Origin of the sequence: Tahibacter sp., from assembly GCF_032229445.1 — a bacterium.
In the GTDB taxonomy this organism is placed as follows: domain Bacteria; phylum Pseudomonadota; class Gammaproteobacteria; order Xanthomonadales; family Rhodanobacteraceae; genus Tahibacter.
On record NZ_JAVTWC010000012.1, the window covers coordinates 1 to 18,285 of the forward strand.

The 18,285-nt window shown below is 66.3% G+C and carries 12 protein-coding genes and 1 tRNA gene; 8 read left to right on the plus strand and 5 right to left on the minus strand.

What is annotated here, in order from left to right; genetic code table 11:
• Nucleotides 1-678 precede the first annotated feature (678 nt).
• Nucleotides 679-4,002: a hypothetical protein gene (locus RUU78_RS02880; RefSeq protein WP_313913476.1), complete on the plus strand. Its 3,324-nt coding sequence runs from the start codon at nt 679-681 to the stop codon at nt 4,000-4,002.
• Nucleotides 4,003-4,111: 109 nt separating this feature from the next.
• Here the strand turns inward: RUU78_RS02880 and RUU78_RS02885 are convergent, their stop codons facing one another.
• The 3 genes from RUU78_RS02885 to RUU78_RS02895 all read right to left on the minus strand — a co-directional run bounded on the left by RUU78_RS02885 (nt 4,112) and on the right by RUU78_RS02895 (nt 7,026).
• Nucleotides 4,112-4,732, minus strand: coding sequence for a DUF2238 domain-containing protein (locus RUU78_RS02885; protein ID WP_313913478.1), 621 nt, complete (start codon nt 4,730-4,732; stop codon nt 4,112-4,114).
• A 211-nt stretch (nt 4,733-4,943) separates the two neighbouring features.
• The gene (locus RUU78_RS02890; RefSeq protein WP_313913480.1) at nt 4,944-6,104 is read right to left on the minus strand and encodes an acyl-CoA dehydrogenase family protein; all 1,161 of its coding nucleotides are present in this window, start codon (nt 6,102-6,104) and stop codon (nt 4,944-4,946) included.
• A gap of 151 nt (nt 6,105-6,255) precedes the next feature.
• Nucleotides 6,256-7,026, minus strand: a complete 771-nt coding sequence (locus RUU78_RS02895) for a hypothetical protein (protein WP_313913482.1) — start codon at nt 7,024-7,026, stop codon at nt 6,256-6,258.
• A 114-nt stretch (nt 7,027-7,140) separates the two neighbouring features.
• Here RUU78_RS02895 and RUU78_RS02900 point away from each other — a divergent pair, with 114 nt between their 5' ends.
• From RUU78_RS02900 to metH, 3 genes are all read left to right on the plus strand, one after another.
• Nucleotides 7,141-8,067 carry a metalloregulator ArsR/SmtB family transcription factor gene (locus tag RUU78_RS02900; protein ID WP_313913484.1) on the plus strand — a complete coding sequence of 309 codons (927 nt, stop codon included), beginning with the start codon at nt 7,141-7,143 and terminating at the stop codon, nt 8,065-8,067.
• Between the two features lie 64 nt (nt 8,068-8,131).
• Nucleotides 8,132-9,223: a homocysteine S-methyltransferase family protein gene (locus tag RUU78_RS02905; RefSeq protein ID WP_313913486.1), complete on the plus strand. Its 1,092-nt coding sequence runs from the start codon at nt 8,132-8,134 to the stop codon at nt 9,221-9,223.
• A gap of 77 nt (nt 9,224-9,300) precedes the next feature.
• On the plus strand, nt 9,301-12,000 hold the full coding sequence (gene metH, locus RUU78_RS02910; protein ID WP_313913604.1) for a methionine synthase: 2,700 nt from the start codon (nt 9,301-9,303) through the stop codon (nt 11,998-12,000).
• Nucleotides 12,001-12,176: 176 nt separating this feature from the next.
• Here metH and RUU78_RS02915 read toward each other — a convergent pair whose 3' ends face one another.
• Nucleotides 12,177-12,485 carry a lipid-A-disaccharide synthase N-terminal domain-containing protein gene (locus tag RUU78_RS02915; protein WP_313913487.1) on the minus strand — a complete coding sequence of 103 codons (309 nt, stop codon included), beginning with the start codon at nt 12,483-12,485 and terminating at the stop codon, nt 12,177-12,179.
• A 573-nt stretch (nt 12,486-13,058) separates the two neighbouring features.
• Between RUU78_RS02915 and RUU78_RS02920 the strand changes: the two genes are divergently transcribed.
• A complete protein-coding gene (locus RUU78_RS02920; protein ID WP_313913489.1) occupies nt 13,059-15,206 on the plus strand; it encodes a proprotein convertase P-domain-containing protein in 2,148 nt (715 codons plus the stop codon).
• A 108-nt stretch (nt 15,207-15,314) separates the two neighbouring features.
• On the opposite strand, the gene RUU78_RS02925 is transcribed toward RUU78_RS02920, so the two are convergent.
• Complete coding sequence (locus tag RUU78_RS02925; RefSeq protein ID WP_313913490.1) at nt 15,315-15,779, minus strand: hypothetical protein; 465 nt, start codon at nt 15,777-15,779, stop codon at nt 15,315-15,317.
• Nucleotides 15,780-16,170: 391 nt separating this feature from the next.
• On the opposite strand from RUU78_RS02925, the gene RUU78_RS02930 reads away from it, so the two are divergent.
• From RUU78_RS02930 to RUU78_RS02940, 3 genes are all read left to right on the plus strand, one after another.
• Nucleotides 16,171-16,246, plus strand: a tRNA-Ala gene (locus RUU78_RS02930).
• 305 nt (nt 16,247-16,551) lie between these two features.
• Complete coding sequence (locus tag RUU78_RS02935) at nt 16,552-16,788, plus strand: hypothetical protein (protein ID WP_313913492.1); 237 nt, start codon at nt 16,552-16,554, stop codon at nt 16,786-16,788.
• A gap of 3 nt (nt 16,789-16,791) precedes the next feature.
• On the plus strand, nt 16,792-18,264 hold the full coding sequence (locus RUU78_RS02940) for a DUF3375 domain-containing protein (protein ID WP_313913494.1): 1,473 nt from the start codon (nt 16,792-16,794) through the stop codon (nt 18,262-18,264).
• The last annotated feature ends 21 nt before the right edge of the window (nt 18,265-18,285 follow it).

An 18,285-nucleotide genomic window follows, 5' to 3' on the forward strand; every position in this document is an offset into this window, starting at 1 on the left:
CGTGCATACCGACCTGGGCCCGCGCCGGCGTCCAGGCGATCGCCCCCGTGCTCGCAGGGAATCGAGAATTTCTGTTCGTGTACTGCAGCCATCGCGCACAACAGCACTGCGACGGTCGTCGCGACGCGTCTTCCAACGCTTTGCATGCACGGCCCCCTAAGCAGTGATTCGCCCGAACCTAGGCAGGGTCGAGAGCTTGCACAAGACTTCGACGGTTAAGGGAAGGCCGCTGATAGCCGGCACACCTTTTCGTACCTAGCTGAACCCGGCAAGCGCGTCATCCTTGGTATACAGATATTTAAGTATCTTATTTTCCGTACCGCGACACTGCCGCCGTGTCGACCACATCTCTGTGCGTCCCGGCCGTCGCTCCGCCCGCGGTCCGATCCACTCATGCCCAATGACAGGCATACTTGACGACGCGGCGCCTCATAGCGGTCAGGAGACGAGGTGCCGGCGGGGTCGGGCGCTCGGCGCACGACAGGGGATTGGGGAATCTCGTCTCAGCGTTCCACGCCGCAATGCGGGCGCGGGGCGCCTGTGCGCGACCGTCAGCTACCGGCTCCGTGTCCACCCGCTCGCGGCAGGCAACTGCCGGACAAGGAAGCGCGCGTGCACGCCCAGCGCGGCAGGCGACGTCGTTCGACGCCCATTCCGCTCGCCGAGGAAACCGATCCGATGTACCACCCAGTCCGAACCGCGGCCCTTGCAGGGCTGCTGACGCTATTGCTCGGCATGCCGTCTGCCCAGGCCATACAGCCTGTCGCCGAAGGCGGCCTCAAAGTACAAGGCAGCAAGCAGCCGGCCCGCCTGTTTTCCGAACCCACACTGGATGCGCTGCCCTCGCTCGCGCTCGACGCGCAGCGCGACGTGCTGTTGAGCGGACGTATGGCGCCGTTCCAGCAGCGCTACGGCGGCAGCTGGGAACTGCGCTGGGACGAACGCGGTGATCGCGCCAACGTCGTCCAGGGCAGTGGCATCGCGCTGATTCCGGGGCGCGGCAACGCGCTGTCGCCGCAGCAATTCGGCTTCGCCCACGAAGCGGACATGAATCTCGGCACGGTCGCCGCCAAGGCGCGCGAGTTCATCGACACCGTGCCGCAGCTGCTGCAGGCCGACAGCCTCGAACTGCGGCTCGACGCTGAGCGCAGCGTGCAGGCCGGTGGCGACCGCCCGGTGTGGTTCATCGAGTTCGGCCAGTACCATCAGGGCGTGCGCGTCGATGGGGCGTTCGTCTACGTCCGCGTCGCCCAGGGCAACATCGTCCAGTTCGGCGCCGAGCGCGTCGCCGATGTCGCGATCAGCGCACAGCCCGGGATCGGCCGCGACGAGGCGTTCAAGGGCGCCTGGACCCAGCTCGGCTTCGGCCGCGACGCCAAGGTCGACGAGTTCGTGCAGCAGGGCGAGCTGCGCATCTACCCGAGCCTTCCCGCGGGCGACAACCTCGGCGAGCGCTATTCGGGCGCGCGCGGCTACGGCTACCAGCACGTGCTGGCCTGGCGCTACGTGTTCCGCATCAAGGACGACGGCGCGACCTGGCAAGTGCTGGTCGATGCCCGCGACGGCCATGTGCTCGACGCGCGCGACCTCACCGTCAATGTCAATGCGACCGTCACCGGCGGCATCTATCCCACCACTAACAGTGACACCGAAGTCGTCGTCCCGCTGCCGTTCGTCGCGGTGACCAACAGCACTGCCAAGGTCACTGACACGCTCGGCATCTACGACTATTCCGGCGGCACCGCGACGGCGACGCTCGACGGCAAGTACTTCCGCATGTCCGATACCTGCGGTTCGATCTCGCTGTCCAACGCCACCGACGGCAACCTCGCGTTCGGCAGCAGCAGCGGCACCGACTGCGTCACGCCGGGCGTCGGCGGCGCGGGCAACACGCATGCGTCGCGCTCGGGCTTCTATCACCTGAGCCGCATCAACGAAAAGGCGCGCACGTTCTTCCCGTCGAACACCTGGCTGCAGGGCAAGGTGACGGCGAACATGAACGTCAACAACACCTGCAACGCGTCGTGGAACGGCAGCACGCTGAACTTCTACAAGTCCGGCCCGAGCGCGAGCAATCCGGCCACGATCTGCTCCAATACCGGCGAGATCGCCGCCGTGTTCCTGCATGAGTGGGGCCATGGCATGGACACCAACTCGGGCGGCTCGGCCAGCGAGAACGGGTCCGGCGAGGCGGTCGGCGATACGTTCGCCTTCCTGGAAACGCGTGATTCCTGCATCGGCCAGAATTTCATCCCGACGCAGAACTGTGCCAACTGCGTCGGCTGCACCGGCGTGCGCGATGTCGGTGACTTCGGCGTGTCCGCGCCCGCCGCCAAACGCGCCAGCCCGGCCAACCTCGCCAACGACGCCGGCATCAATTGCGATCGCTACGCCTGTCCGTACACCACGCCGACCGGCCAGGTCTATCGCGGCCCGATGGGCTACGAAGGCCACTGCGAAAGCTATATCGCCAGCGGCGCGAACTGGGATCTGACCCAGGCGCTGATCGCGCGCTTCGGCGCCAGCGGTTGGGGCAAGATGGACCGCATCTGGTACGCGAGCCTGACTCCGTCCAAGAGCGCCTATCGCGTCGCCTCCGGCGGCACCTGCAATGTCAATGCGTCGGTCGATGGCTGCGCCGCGACGAACTGGTACACGGTATTCCTGCCTGCTGACGACGATGACGGCAACCTCGCCAACGGCACGCCGAATGCCTGCCGCATCTGGGACGCGATGAATGCCCATGGCATCGCTTGCGGTACGCGCCCGGTGTGCTCGGGCGATGCACCGGACTTCCGCATGAACGTCACCAACTCGCCGCTCGCGGTCTGCGCGCCGGCGCCTGCGGTGTTCAACCTCGACACCGTCAGCGATCTCGGCTTCACCAATGCCGTCACGCTCAGTGCGAGCGGCAATCCGGCCGGCACCGCGGTCAGCTTCTCGCCGAATCCGGTGACGCCGGGCAGTCCGGCGACCGTCACCGTCGACACCACCGGCGCGGCCGCCAGCAGCACGAGCACGCTGACGATCGACGGCGCCGCCACGGGCAGCTCCGGCCATAGTGCGGCGGCGCAGCTGTCGATCGCCGTCGGCACGCCTACCGGTCCGGCGCTGACCGCACCGGTCGATGGTGCCACCGGCGTCAACGCGCTGAATCCGGTCAACCTGAGCTGGGCCGCGATCGCCGGCGCATCGTCCTATACCGTCGAAGTCGCCACCGATGCCGCGTTCGCGAACATCGTCGCGAGCCAGTCCAACCTGACCCAGACCAACTGGAACGCGAGCGGCCTGCAGTCGCTGACCACGTACCACTGGCGCGCACGTGCGAACAACACCTGCGGCGCAGGCGCCAACTCGGCGGTGTTCACCTTCAAGACGGCCAATGTCCCCGGCGGCTGCGACGAAGACCAGACTGCGAACCTCGTGTTCAACGACACCGTTGAAGGCGATGTCAGCGGCTGGACCACGAGCGCCGGAACCGGCAGCCAGACCTGGGCCGTCAGCACGGCGCGTCCGTCCTCGCCGACCAAGGCATGGCTCGCGACCGACGTCGCGACGACCTCCGACCAGCGCCTCGTATCGCCGGCCATCGTATTGCCGAGCGGCGAAAGCCCGCTGACGCTGAGCTTCCAGAGCGACCTGAATCTCGAGCCGCGCTCCGCCGGCGGCTGCTGGGACGGCGGCCTGCTCGAAGTCTCCACGAACGGCGGCACGAGCTGGACACAGGTCCCCGGCGCCCAACTGCTGACCGATCCGTATACCGGCGCGGCCAACGACGGTCCGGCCAACGGGTTGCAGGTCTGGTGCGGCACGCGCGCCTACAAGAAGTCGATCGTCGACCTCGACAGCTATGCCGGACAGACCGTGCGCTTTCGCTTCCGCGTCTCGACCGACGGCTCGCAGGGCCTGACTCCGCACGGCTGGTACGTGGACGACATCAAGGTGCAGAGCTGCCAGAGCGGTCCCAGCGACATCATCTACGCCGACGGCTTCGAGCCGTAGGGGTAAGTCAAAGCACATCCGGCGCCGCGGCCCCAGGCCAGGCACCGGATCTCACGAAAAACGGCCGCTCTTTGGCGGCCGTTTTTCGTTCAAATCCACAGGCAATTGTTCAGCGCAGGCCGAGCTGCCGGTCATGCACACGCGACAGCAGCAGCTGCGCCAGGATCGCGCCGCAGAGCGCGCAGAACATGTCCCACTGCGTATCCCAGATATCCCCTTGCGTGGCGAGGTAAGCATCCGCCGAGCCGCCCATGATCAGCGCCGCCCACCATTCGATGAACTCGAAGAACGCGCTGAAACTCAAGGCTACCGCGCAGACCAGGTAGAACAGCCAGCCGCCCCGCACGAGCGGCGTGCGGCGCAGCAGTAGCTCGCGCGCGAGGATGGCCGGGATGAAGCCCTGGGCGAAGTGCCCGAGCCGGTCGTAGTTGTTGCGCACGAGGCCGAACCACTCGCGCCACAGATCGCCGAGCGGCGTCAGCGCATAGGTGTACTTGCCGCCATAGATCAGGATCACGCAATGGATCGCGATCAGCCAGTACAGCAAACGCGTCAGCGGAAACCGCGGGCGCGTCGCCAGCAGCAGCGGGATCGCGGCCAGCACCCAGGCGATCTCCATGAACCAGGTCAGCCTGTCGTGCGGCGCCCAGCCCGACCAGAGCAGCACGAGGCCGACCACGGCCAGCAGGAAAGCGCCTTCGCGCGGCGAAACCGAAGTGACGGGAGGCATGTGGGGAGTCGGAAAAATAGGGGAAAGGAGTGAGTAATGAGCGAGCAGGTCCTGCGCGGCAACACTACTCGTTTCTCGCTCCTCTTTCCCTGTTTCCTGCTACTCCATGTGCGGAGCCAGAACAGAAGGGAAAAGGAGTGAGGAATGAGCGAGCAGGTCTTGCGCGGCAACACTACTCGTTTCTCGCTCCCCTTCCCTGTTTCCTGACTTCTCAGCGCAACCCTGTCTCATTGCGCGCAATCACCATGCGCTGGATTTCGCTCGTGCCCTCGTAGATCTCGGTGATCTTGGCGTCGCGGAAATAGCGTTCCAGCGGCATTTCCTTGGAATAACCCATGCCGCCATGGATCTGTACCGCCTGGTGGGTGATCCACATTGCGGCTTCCGACGCGGTGAGCTTGGCCACCGCGGCCTCGGTCGAGAAGCGGCCGCCGTGCTCCTGCGCCTGCTGCTTGGCCCAGGCCGCGCGCAGGGTCAGCAGGTGCGAAGCATCGAGCTTGCACTTCATGTCCGCGATCTTGGCCTGGGTCATCTGGAAGCTGCCGATGGACTGGCCGAAGGCCTTGCGTTCCTGCGAGTAGGTGATCGTCGCCTCGTACGCCGCACGGGACAGGCCGACGGCCTGGGAGGCGATGCCGATGCGGCCGGCGTCGAGCACGCCCATGGCGATCTTGAAGCCCTCGCCTTCCTGGCCGATGACCTCGGAGGCTTCGGCCTTGTAGTCGGCGAACTCGATTTCGCAGGTAGCCGAGGCGCGGATGCCGAGCTTGGGTTCGGTCTTGCCGCGGCCGAAGCCGGCGCGGTCGGTGTCGACGATGAAGGCGGTGATGCCGCGCGCGCCCTTCTCGGGGTCGGACATCGCGAACAGCAAAATATACTTTGCAACAGGGCCGGAGGTGATCCAGCTCTTCTTGCCGTTGATCAGGAAGCCGCCGTCGGCCTGCTTGGTCGCGCGGCAGCGCATGGCGGTCGCGTCGGAGCCCGACTGCGGCTCGGTCAGCGCGAACGCGCCGATGGCCTGGCCCGAGGCGATGGGCGCAACGTAGGCGAGCTTCTGCTCGTGCGTGCCGAACTTCAGCAGGCCGTTGCAATAGAGCGTGTTGTTCACCGACATGATGGTCGAGTGCGCGCAGTCGGCCGCGGCGATCTCGATCATGGCCAGTACGTAGGAGATCGAGTCCATGCCCGCGCCGCCGTATTCGGCCGGCACTTCGATGCCCATGAGGCCGAGCTGGCCCATTTCGCGGATGTTGTCGAGCGGGAATTCGCCCTTGTGATCGAACTCCGCCGCCACGGGAGCGATGCGCTTCTGCGCGAAATCGCGCGCGACGGCCTGGATCGACAACTGGTCTTCGGTGAATCGGAAATCCATGGGAACTCCTGCGGGACCGCGTTGCGGCATGTCCGGGCCGTTGCGGGCCGGGACAGGCGCGGGGTGAAGGGTCGGGCATTTTACCGGTTCAGGCGTGTGAATGGGCCATACGGCCAAATCAGTCTGCCTGCTCGCCCGTCCGGCCGCCCTTTCACTCGAAGCGGCAGCCGGCCCGCGCCTGATGCTGGCTCAGCATCCACGGCAGCAATTCCTTTGCGGCATAGGCGCGCGACCAGATGACGTGCCGCTCGCCCGGATACTCCGTATAGACCGGCTTGCCGCCGAACGCGCGCAGTGCACGAACGACCAGGCGCGAGCCGACCTGGGCGCCGCCGTAACCCCACTCCACGTCGGTGTCGTCGTCCTTCTCGCCGTGAAAAATCCATTGTGGAACTTTACGGATGTGGCGCAGCCCCGAAGGCTCGGTCATGCCCGACATCGGCACCGCCGCGGCAAAGCAGCGCGGATAGCGCTTGAGCGTGTCCCAGACGCCGGTGCCGCCGTCGGAAATGCCGGTCAGCACGATGCGCCCCGGGTCGACCGGCCAGCGCCGGAGCACATCGCGGATCACCGCCGCGACGCGCGGCGGCGGCCAGTAGCCGCCCGTCGTCTGCGGCGCGACATAGACCAGTGGCGTGCCGGCCGCGCGCGCCTGGTCGATCAGTTGCATCGAACCGTTGCCGTAGCCGGCGAGCTGGGATTCGTTGTCGCTGCCGTCCTGCCCATCGCCATGCAGGAACACGATCAGCGGCAGGTGCTGGCCGGCGCGCGCGGCGGCAGTCTGGATGGCGCGGTACGGCACGGGGTCGGCGCCCTCCGACCAGAACTTGCCGAGTTCGGCGTTCTCGACAGCACCTGCCGTCGGCGGCATCAGGCCGGCGACCAGGAGAACCAGATATCTGAGCGGGCTCGAAATAGGCATGGGACCCCGCAGCATAGCCGCCACGCGGCGCAGCCACACCGGGCCGCATTGACCCGCCGCGGCCGCATCGCTACGCTGCGCATCCATCTTTTGATCAAGATGAAAGGATAGATAGTGGATCTCGCCGCCACGTCGGCATTGCTGCGCCTGCTTTCCGATCCGACCCGGGTGCGCCTGCTCGCCTTGCTCGAACGCGAGGAACTGACCGTGGCCGAGCTGTCCTCGGTGCTGCGCCTGGCCCAGCCGCGCGTCTCCACGCACCTGGCCAAGCTCAAGGATGCCGATCTCGTGCGCGACCGCCGCGCCGGCGTCTCGGCCTACTACCGCTTCAATGGCGAACTGCCGGCGCGCGAGGAAGCGCTGCTGCGCGCACTCAAGGAAAGCGTCGACGACGCCGTGCTGCGCAACGACGACGACCGCCTGCCCGGCGTACTCGCTCAGCGCGCCGGCGCCGAAGGCTGGGCCGACAGCGTGGCCGGCGACATGGAGCGCCACTATTCGCCCGGCCGCACCTGGGAGGCACTGGCCCGCGCCATGACCCAGCTCGTGGAAACCGGCGACGTGCTCGATATCGCATCCGGCGACGGCGTGCTGGCCGAACTGCTCGCGCCACGCGCGCGCTCGATCGTCTGTGTCGATGCGAGCGAACGCGTCGTTGGCGCGGCACGCACGCGGCTGAAATCGCTGCCCAACGTCAGCGTGGAACTCGGCGACATGCATGCGCTCGATCTCGGCGAGCGGCGCTTCGACCTGGTCCTGCTGATGCACGCGCTGACCTATACCGAACGTCCCGCCGCCGTGCTCACGGAAGCCGCGCGCCTGCTGCGCCCGGGCGGCCGGCTGCTCGCCGCGACGCTCGGCCGGCACGCCCACAAGACCACGGTGGAACCGTTCGACCACCGCAACCTCGGCTTCAAGCCCGACGAACTGCGCGACTACGCGCGCAAGGCCGGGCTCGAGGTCATCGCCTGCGAGCGCGCGACCAAGGAGCGGCGGCCGCCGCATTTCGAAGTGGTGACGCTGTTGGCGCGCAAGACCTGACGCTGACGGCTTCCATATCCGATATCCGCCATTCCCGTATCCGACCCTCTAGCGGTACACACCCATGAAGCACCTGCCCTGGCACAACCCGACCCGCACCGCCGCGCTGCTAGCCGCGCTGCAGCGACGCATCCTGATCATCGACGGCGCCATGGGCACCATGATCCAGGGCTATCACCTCGATGAGGACGGCTATCGCGGCCAGCGCTTCTCACAGGGCTACGACGGCCGTCATGTGCATGTGCACGACCACAAGCACCATGTCTGCGATCTCAAGGGCAACAACGATCTGCTGATCCTGACCCAGCCCGACATCATCCGCTCGGTGCACACGCAATACCTCGAGGCCGGCGCGGACCTGCTCGAGACCAATACCTTCAACGCGACCTCGATCAGCCAGGCCGACTATCACCTCGAACACATCGTGTACGAGCTGAACAAGGAAGGCGCGCGCCTCGCCCGCGAGTGCTGCGACACGATCGAGGCGAAGACGCCGGACAAGCCGCGCTTCGTCATCGGCGTGCTCGGGCCGACCAGCCGTACCGCGTCGATCAGTCCCGACGTCAACGATCCGGGCTACCGCAACGTCAAGTTCGCCGAACTCGGCGAGGCCTACCGCGAAGCCACGCGCGGCCTCATCGACGGCGGCGCCGACATCATCATGGTCGAGACCATCTTCGACACGCTCAATGCCAAGGCCGCGCTGTTCGCGGTCGACGAAGTGTTCGAGGAACGCGGCGTGCGCCTGCCGGTGATGATCTCGGGCACCATCACCGACCGCTCCGGCCGCACGCTGTCGGGCCAGACCGCCGAAGCCTTCCTCTACGCGATGCGTCACGCGCGGCCGCTGTCGATCGGGCTGAACTGCGCGCTCGGCGCGAAGGATCTGCGGCCGCATGTCGAAACCCTGTCCAGCCTCGCCGACTGCTACGTGAGCACGCACCCGAACGCGGGCCTGCCCAACGCGTTCGGCGACTACGACGAAACCCCTGAGGAAATGGCCACGACGATCCGCGAGTTCGCCGAAGCGGGATTCCTCAATCTCGTCGGTGGCTGCTGCGGCACCTCGCCGGCGCATATCCAGGCGATTGCGGAAGCGGTAGCGGGAATAAAGCCCCGTGTTCCGGTGGTGTATCCGGTGGAGAACGCGGCGTGATGGCGCCGCAATAGAAGTCATCCCGACAAGTCCGGCGCGGCCGCGCCCCGCAATCCAGCATTGGCAACCGCATGACCATGGAAACCGACAACACCCTGCCCCGCTACACCCGCCTGTCCGGCCTCGAGCCGCTGGTGCTGACGCCCGAGCTGCTGTTCGTCAACGTCGGCGAGCGCACCAACGTCACGGGCAGCGCGCAGTTCAAGAAGCTGATCAAGGAAGGCCGCTTCGAGGAAGCCGTCGACGTCGCGCGCCAGCAGGTCGCCAGCGGCGCGCAGATCATCGACGTCAACATGGACGAAGGCCTGATCGATTCCGAGGCCGCCATGGTCCGGTTCCTCAACCTGATCGCGTCGGAGCCCGACATCGCGCGCATCCCGGTCATGGTCGACTCGTCCAAATGGAGCGTGATCGAGGCCGGCCTGCAATGCCTGCAGGGCAAGGGCGTCGTCAATTCGATCTCGATGAAGGAAGGCGAGGATATCTTCCGCGAGCAGGCGCGCAAGGTGCTGCGCTATGGCGCGGCGGTGGTCGTCATGGCCTTCGACGAAGTCGGCCAGGCCGACACCTGCGCACGCAAGGTGGAAATCTGCACGCGCGCCTACCGCATCCTCGTCGACGAAGTCGGGTTCCCGCCCGAAGACATCATCTTCGACCCGAACATCTTCGCGATCGCGACCGGCATCGAGGAACACAACAACTACGCCGTGGACTTCATCGAAGCCACGCGCATCATCCGGCAGACCCTGCCGCACTGCCACATCTCCGGCGGTGTCTCCAACGTCTCGTTCTCGTTCCGCGGCAACGAGCCGGTGCGCCAGGCCATCCACGCGGTGTTCCTGTACCACGCGATCCGCGCCGGCATGGACATGGGCATCGTCAATGCGGGCGGCCTGCCGATCGTCGACGACCTCGACCCCGACCTGCGCGAGCGCGTCGAAGACGTCGTGCTGAACCGCCGCAGCGACAGCACCGAACGACTGCTCGAAATCGCCGAACGCTTCAGGTCGAAGAAAGGCGAAGCCGTCGTCGAAGTGCTGGCCTGGCGCGAAAAGCCCGTGCGCGAACGCCTCAAGCACGCGCTCGTCCACGGCATCGACCAGTTCATCGACGGCGACACCGAGGAAGTGCGCCAGCTCTCCACGCGTCCTCTCGACGTCATCGAAGGTCCGCTGATGGACGGCATGAACGTGGTCGGCGACCTGTTCGGCGCCGGCAAGATGTTCCTGCCGCAGGTCGTCAAGTCGGCGCGCGTGATGAAGAAGGCGGTCGCCTACCTGCTGCCCTACATCGAAGAGGAAAAGCTGCGCAGCGGCGATGTGGGCAAGACCAACGGCAAGATCATCATGGCCACGGTCAAGGGCGACGTGCACGACATCGGCAAGAACATCGTCGGCGTGGTGCTCCGCTGCAACAATTTCGACGTGATCGATCTGGGTGTCATGGTGCCGACGCAGAAGATCCTCGACGCCGCGCGCGAGGAGAAGGCGGACATGATCGGCCTGTCCGGCCTGATCACGCCGTCGCTCGAGGAAATGAGCCACGTCGCCAAGGAAATGCAGCGCCAGGGCCTGCACATTCCGCTGCTGATCGGCGGCGCGACCACCTCGCGCGCGCATACCGCGCTGAAGATCGAGCCGCACTACAAGTCGCCGACCGTGTGGGTCAAGGACGCCTCGCGCGCCGTCGGCGTCGCGCAGTCGCTGATCTCCAGGGAACTCGTCGACGATTTCATGGCGCGCATCCGCCACGAATACGCCGAGATTCGCGAACGCCACAAGGATCGCGGCCCCGGCAAGAAGCTCGTCAGCCTCGCCCACGCGCGCGGCCAGGCCTTCAACGGCGGCTGGAACGACTACGTGCCGCCGGCGCCGGTCACACCCGGCATCACGGTATTCGACGACTATCCGATCGCCGAACTCGTGCCGTTCATCGACTGGACGCCGTTCTTCTCGACCTGGGAACTGGCCGGCCACTACCCCGCCATCCTCGACGACGCCATCGTCGGCGTGCAGGCGCGCGAACTGTTCGCCGATGCGCGCGCGATGCTGGACAAGCTAATTCAGGAAAAATGGATTTCCGCACGCGGCGTCATCGGCCTGTGGCCGGCGGCCAGCGTCAGCGACGACGTCGAAGTGCGGGCGGGCGAGGGCAAGCCCGCGCTGCTGCGCTTCCTGCGCCAGCAGGTCGACAAGCCGGCCGAGCGGCCGGACTTCTGCCTCAGCGACTTCATCGCGCCGAAGTCCTCCGGCGTCAGCGACTGGATCGGCGGCTTCGCGGTCACCGCGGGCATCGGCATCGAGCCCCATCTCGAACGCTTCGAGCGCGATCACGACGACTATTCGTCCATCTTGCTCAAGGCCCTGGCCGACCGCCTCGCCGAAGCCTTCGCCGAATGCATGCACCAGCGCGTGCGCCGCGAATTCTGGGGTTACGCCACCGACGAGGGTCTCGCCAACGAGGACCTGATCGCCGAGAAATACCGCGGCATCCGTCCGGCGCCCGGTTATCCGGCCTGCCCCGAGCACACCGAGAAAGGCACACTGTTCGAGCTGCTCGACGCCGAACGCAACACCGGTATCGAACTGACCGACAGCTTCGCCATGTACCCGACCGCGGCCGTCTCCGGCTGGTATTTCTCGCACCCGCAAAGCCAATACTTCGTCGTCGGCCGCGTCAGCAAGGAACAGGTAGAGGACTACGCCAGGCGCAAAGGCTGGACGATCGAAGTCGCGGAACGCTGGCTCGCGCCGCTGCTGGACTACGATCCGGACTGACCGCAGACGACCTCGACACCGGTGCGCGCGACATCGAACCTCCGCGCATGCGGCGGCGCCGCGACGTCGTTCCTGGATCCACGCAGGCTGCGGCATCCTTGACCGCATTCGCGAGCCCGACAAAAAAGGCGGCCACTGGCCGCCTTTTTTCGTCCCGATCCATTCCTGCAAACCCGCTACGCCGCCCCTTCACGGCTGCGGTGACGCAGCTCGACGAACAGGTTGTAGGTCGCGACGACCGCGGGAAAAGCATTCTGCAGGATGCCGACGGAATCGTTCTTGCCCCAGATGAAGTACGACAAGGTCATCAGACTGCCGACGATCGACAGGTACCAGAACGCCATCGGCAGATGCGCGCGCTTGGCCTTGCGTGTCGCATAGAGCTGGACGAACCAGCGAGCGGTGAACAGGAAGGCGCCGAGGTAGCCGATGAGCTTCCACGGCGTGATGACCACGTGGTCGAAATCGAAAAGGACTTGATCCATGACGTACTGCTGTGGGGAGTGGGGAGGGGCCGGCGCGGCTGGCGCACTCGCCGGGCGCGCATTCTAGCAGCGTCAGCGCGGGGTCCGAATCCGTGACGCGCTTCGTTGACAGCCGGTGGGCGCCGCCGTACTGTCGCGCGTCGGTCGGGACTGGGGAGTACCGTCCGATGCGCTGCCGGGGGGCAGCACTCGAGGCCGCCAGCGGCGCGCCTGCATTTCAGCAGTAATCCATATCTGTACTCGCGCAGCCGGGATGCCGCGCCGTCCGTGCCGTCCGTTCATGCGGTCCGGGCAGCTCGCCGGCGAACGCCGTTCGTTGCGAGCGATCGCGGCTGTCGTCGGAAACGGCGGCGCGCGATAGCCAAAGGGGTCGGCCCCGCCGGGGCGGCGGCACGCAGTACGCGTGCGCCGTCTGGCTGGAACGTCCGGGGAGGGATAGCGGCGGCGCTTCGGGGGAAGCCCGCCGCACAGCACAGGCACCACGCAGCGGCCGACCACTCGCGGCCACAGCGCGGGCTGCCGTGCGCCGCACCGGCGGGTCACCGACGATCATCAACGTCCGGGAGACCGTTAATGTCATCGTCCTGCAGCACCATCAGCACCCGTCTGCTTGCGGCCGTCGCCGCCGTATTCGCCCTCACCGCCGCCGCCGAGAAACCCGTTGTGGGTTACGCGGTACCCAACATCGCCACGCCGCGCAGCGTCGACATCCGTCTCGACAGCCTCGACACCGGCGCGCGCAGCGCGCGCCAGATCGAGGTCGCCGGCGCCGCGTTCATCAAGGTGCATTTCGAACGATTCAATCTGCCGGCCGGCGTGACGCTGGAAGTCAGCAACGCCGACGGCAGCGAGGTCTATCGCTATAGCAGCGCCACGCGCGACGGCTTCACCGTCGACACGAACGCCGGCGACGACGGCGTGTCGCGCTTCTCGGCCATGTCCATCAGCGGCGGCGTCGTGAACCTGCGCCTGGTCGGCTCGGCGCTGACGCGCTGGACGCGCGACCACGGCGTGGTCGTCGGCGGCTATCTGGAAGGCCATCCGGAAGACCTGCTGCCCGCGCTGCAGCAGGACAAGCTGCTCAGCGAACCGACCCCCGAGGCCATCTGCGGCACCAACGACAAGCGCGGCGCGGTCTGCTACCAGACCAGCGACGTCACCGCGTTCGACCGCTCGCGCGCCGTCGCGCGGCTGGTATTGAGCGGCGGCGGCTCCTGCACCGCGTGGCGCGTCGGCGCCGACAACCGCATGTTCACGAACAACCACTGCTTCGCGACCGCGAGCGCCGTGGCCGCCTCGGAAGTGTGGTTCAACTACCAGGCCACGACCTGCGGCGGCACGACCAGCGGCACCACGGTGAAAGTGGCCGGCGACACGCTGCTGCGCACCGACACCACGCTCGACTACAGCCTGTTCACCGTCAAGAATTTTGCAAACATTTCCAGTTTTGGCTATCTCGGCCTGGACGTGCGCCTGCCCACGACGGGCGAGGAAATCTTCATCCCGCAGCATGCCGGCGGCCGCATCAAGGAACTGGCCACGGTCAGCGACCAGAACGGCGGCGCGCGCTGCAAGGTCGACGTGGCCGTCACCAACGGCAGCGGCACCAACACCGACGCGGGCTACAAGTGCGATACCGAAGGCGGCAGCTCCGGCTCGCCCGTCATCGCGCGCAGCAGCAACAAGGTCATCGCCCTGCACCACCTCGGCGGCTGCAACAACACTGGCGCCCACATCAGCAAGATCTGGCCGCAGGTCGCCACGCACTTCAACAACACCATCCCCGGCGGCGACAGCGGCGGCGGCGGCAACCAGCCGCCCGCGGCCAGTTTCAACTTCAACGTCAGCGGCCTGACCGTCGCCTTCACCGACACCTCCACCGACAGCGACGGCAGCATCGCCAGCCGCAGCTGGAACTTCGGCGACAGCACCACGTCCACCGCCACCAGCCCGAGCAAGACCTACGGTGCCGCCGGCACCTACACGGTCACGCTGAACGTCACCGACAACCAGGGCGCGACGAACTCGACCAGCCGGTCGGTCACCGTCGGATCCAGCCCGCTGGTACTGCAGAACAACGTGCCCGTCAGCGACCTGAGCGCCGCGACCAACGCCGAGGTGCAGTACACGATGGTCGTGCCCAACGGCGCCAGCAATCTGGTGTTCCAGAGCTCCGGCGGCACCGGCGACGCAGACATGTACGTCAAGTACGGCGCCGCACCGACCACGACGACCTACGACTGCCGCCCCTACCTCAGTGGCAGCGCAGAGACCTGCACCATCAGCGCACCGCAGGCCGGCACGTGGTTCGTCAAGCTGCGCGCCTACAGCGCCTTCAGCGGCGTCACCCTCAAGGGCAGCTACACCACGGGCAGTGGCGGCACGCTGTTCGAGAACACCGCCGACTACGCCATCAGCGACAACACCACCGTCGACAGCCCGATCACCGTCAGCGGCATCAGCGGCAACGCATCCGCCACGCTGAAAGTCGACGTGACCATCCTGCACACCTACCAGGGCGACCTGAAGGTCGATCTCGTCGCACCCAACGGCACCCTGTTCAACCTGTGGAACCGCACCGGCGCCGGCACCGACAACATCGTGCGCAGCTTCACCGTCAACGCCTCCGCCGTCGCCGCCAACGGCCAGTGGAAGCTGCGCGTGAACGACAACGGGGCCGGGGACACCGGGAAGATCGACCGGTGGAGTTTGCTGTTCTGATGTGAGACGACGGGCTGCCTGCACGGCAGCCGGTCGTCTGCAAGCGAGGTCAGTCGCTGCCGACATGATGATTCGCCGGCCGCGACTTTGCTGCGAAGCAATACCGGCTTACATCACCCGATTACCACTACCCTCGTCCACCAGCTCCGGCGTGTTGTCCGTATTCACCGTGTTGCCCTTGCCGCGGAAATGCACGCGCTTGAACTCGGTACCCAGGAACATGTTGTCGTTGCCGCCGACGACCGTCTCGCCCACCTCGGTCATGTTCAGCGTATTGCCCGAGCCCTCGACCGTGAGCGTCCCGGTCTTCTGATTCAGCACCGTCACCCCGCTGCCGATGATGCGGAATCCCTTCGCCTCATCCACATTCAGCGAGCCATTCGACCCGCGTACCGTCACCACACCACACACCCCATCCAGCACTAGGCTGAAGTCGCTGCGCGTGATGACCACATCCTGCCCATCGGTACACGTGGCGCCATTGGCCGGATCGGTCAGGACACCGGCCTGGACCGGCAGGACGGACAGCGACAGGACTGCGCAAGCACAACGCGCGAGAAAACGGATTTGCATCAGGAGAGAACCGTGTTGTCAGCGGACGGCGAAGATAGCGGCGCGAGGGGTGGACAGTCCGTCGAGGCGGTCGCAGTCGGGCCTGAAGGCAATGGAAGCAGATCTCGTGAAAGACCTCAGAGAGACATGCGCGGCAGCAGCAAGCACCGCGTGGTGACGTCGGTAACGCAGGCCGCGAAGCCACAACGGGACGGTTCACTGTTGCGGCGACACTCGCGTCACGAGGAATTCGAGCGGTCACGAGCGCCCGTCCTTCAGCGCGCGATCCGGGGGCCATATGGTCACCGCCGGAAGCCAGAACCCGGCGGAAACTTGCGGGGCTTGGCACACGCCCCCACCCCACGCTATTCTGCGCGCCCTTGCGCGACCCAACGCGCAATCCGGTCAACGTGGGGCGGTAGCTCAGCTGGGAGAGCGTCGCGTTCGCAATGCGAAGGTCGTGGGTTCGATCCCCATCCGCTCCACCATCACACAAACATGAAGCCCTGGAACCAGACGGTTCCGGGGCTTTTTGTTTGCCTGCTGGCCGCTCTCCAGTCTGGCTATTGTCTTTTGCGGCTAGCCGGTTGCCGCTGCGGGCGTCTCCCCCAATGGAAGTTGCGCGCAGGCGGTAGCCGGGGACAATGCCCCTCGATTGCTAGCACCTCGAAGTAGCGCGCTTTTCGCTTCACAGGCATCGCGAGTTAGCCGATACCCGGTTTTTTCTCGGATTTTCGCCAGATTGCGGCGCCGTGGGCGCGGATGAAGGCGCCGATACCAACAAGCAAAGTAATTGAAGGCCACCACCATCATGGAACTCACTGAACTGGTCCAGCGCGCCCTCGCCGATGGGCACCTGCACATCAGCAGCAGAAAGACCGAGAAGAGCCGCGACGTGGCGGTGAATGTCGCGAAGATGCGACGCAAGCAGCTCGAGCCCTACGCCTTCCAGGTCGAGATCTTCGAAACGCCCAAGCACCTGACCGATAGCTTCGGGATCTTCTGCGGGCGGCGTGGCGCTGGAGCTTGACCGATGGACCACGCCACCCTCGCCAGCCTGCGAGACCGCCACCCCGCCTGGCGGCTGTTGGCTTCGCCGCATGCGCCACTGGTAGCCAGCTTCCTGCACCGGGTTTTCGTGGCGCCGAACGTGCGCTTGATGAGCGAGGCTAATCTCGCCGAGGCGCTGGAGGATGAACTGTTCGCGCTGCGCGAGCAGATCGGTACCAACGCCTATCCCAAGGCGGCGCCCGAATATCTCAACGACTGGGCTGCGCCGGACAAGGGTTGGCTGCGCAAGTTCTATAAGCCGGGTACGGACGAAGCGCAGTTCGACCTGACGCCGGCCACCGAGAAGGCCATCGCGTGGCTGGTGTCGCTGACCGAGCGGCCGTTTGTCGGCACCGAGTCGCGCCTGCTGACGCTGTTCGCGCTGCTGGAGCAGATAAGCGCCGGCACCGAGGCTGACCCGATCAAGCGCGTGGACGACCTGCGCAAGAAGCGTGATGAGCTGGACGCCGAGATCACCCGCGTGTTGGCGGGCGATGTGCCTCTGCTGGACGACACGGCAGTCAAGGACCGCTTCCAGCAGTTCCAGCAACTGGCGCGCGAGCTGTTGGCCGACTTCCGCGAGGTGGAACAAAACTTCCGCCTGCTCGACCGCAAAGTGCGCGAAAAAATCGCGCTATGGGAAGGCGCCAAAGGCGCGCTGCTCGACGAGATCATGGGCGAGCGCGATGCCATTGGCGACTCGGACCAAGGCCGCAGCTTCCGCGCCTTCTGGGACTTCCTGATGTCAAGCCGACGGCAGGAGGAGCTCTCCGCGCGGCTGGATCAGGTGCTCGCGCTGCCCGCCGTCGTTGAGCTGAAGCCCGAACCGCGCACCCGCCGCGTGCACCACGACTGGCTGGAAGCTGGCGAGCATACGCAGCGCACCGTAGCCCAACTGTCGCAGCAGCTGCGCCGCTTCCTGGACGACCGGGCATTTCTGGAAAACCGCCGCATCCTGGACTTGCTGCATGGCATCGAAAGCAAGGCGCTCAGCCTCCGCGCGACTGCGTCCGTCGATGGGACGATGCACATCGACGCGATGGGCGCGAATGTCGAGCTGCCGCTGGAGCGCCCCTTGTTCACGCCGAGCGTGAAACAGCGCCTGGCCGATCTGGCGCTGCTGGCCGGTGAAGACGGCATCGACACCGCGCGCTTGTTCGACCAGATCGTGCTGGACAAGGCACGCCTGCGCTTGGCCGTCCAACGCGCCCTGCGCCGCCAGCCGCAAATCACGCTGCGCGAGTTGCTGGATGCCGAGCCCCTGCAGCAGGGACTAGCCGAGCTGGTGGCTTATCTGGAGCTGGCCCATGCGGGTGATGGCAGCGGCGCGCTCGACGGCATGCGCGCACTCGTCGATGAAGCCGTGGAAGATCCGATCCGCTGGGAAGCCCGCAGCGCAGCGGGCGAAGCGGTAACGCGCGAGGCTCGCCTGCCTCGCGTGATCTTCACGCGATGAAAGCCCGGGTGACCACGGAGA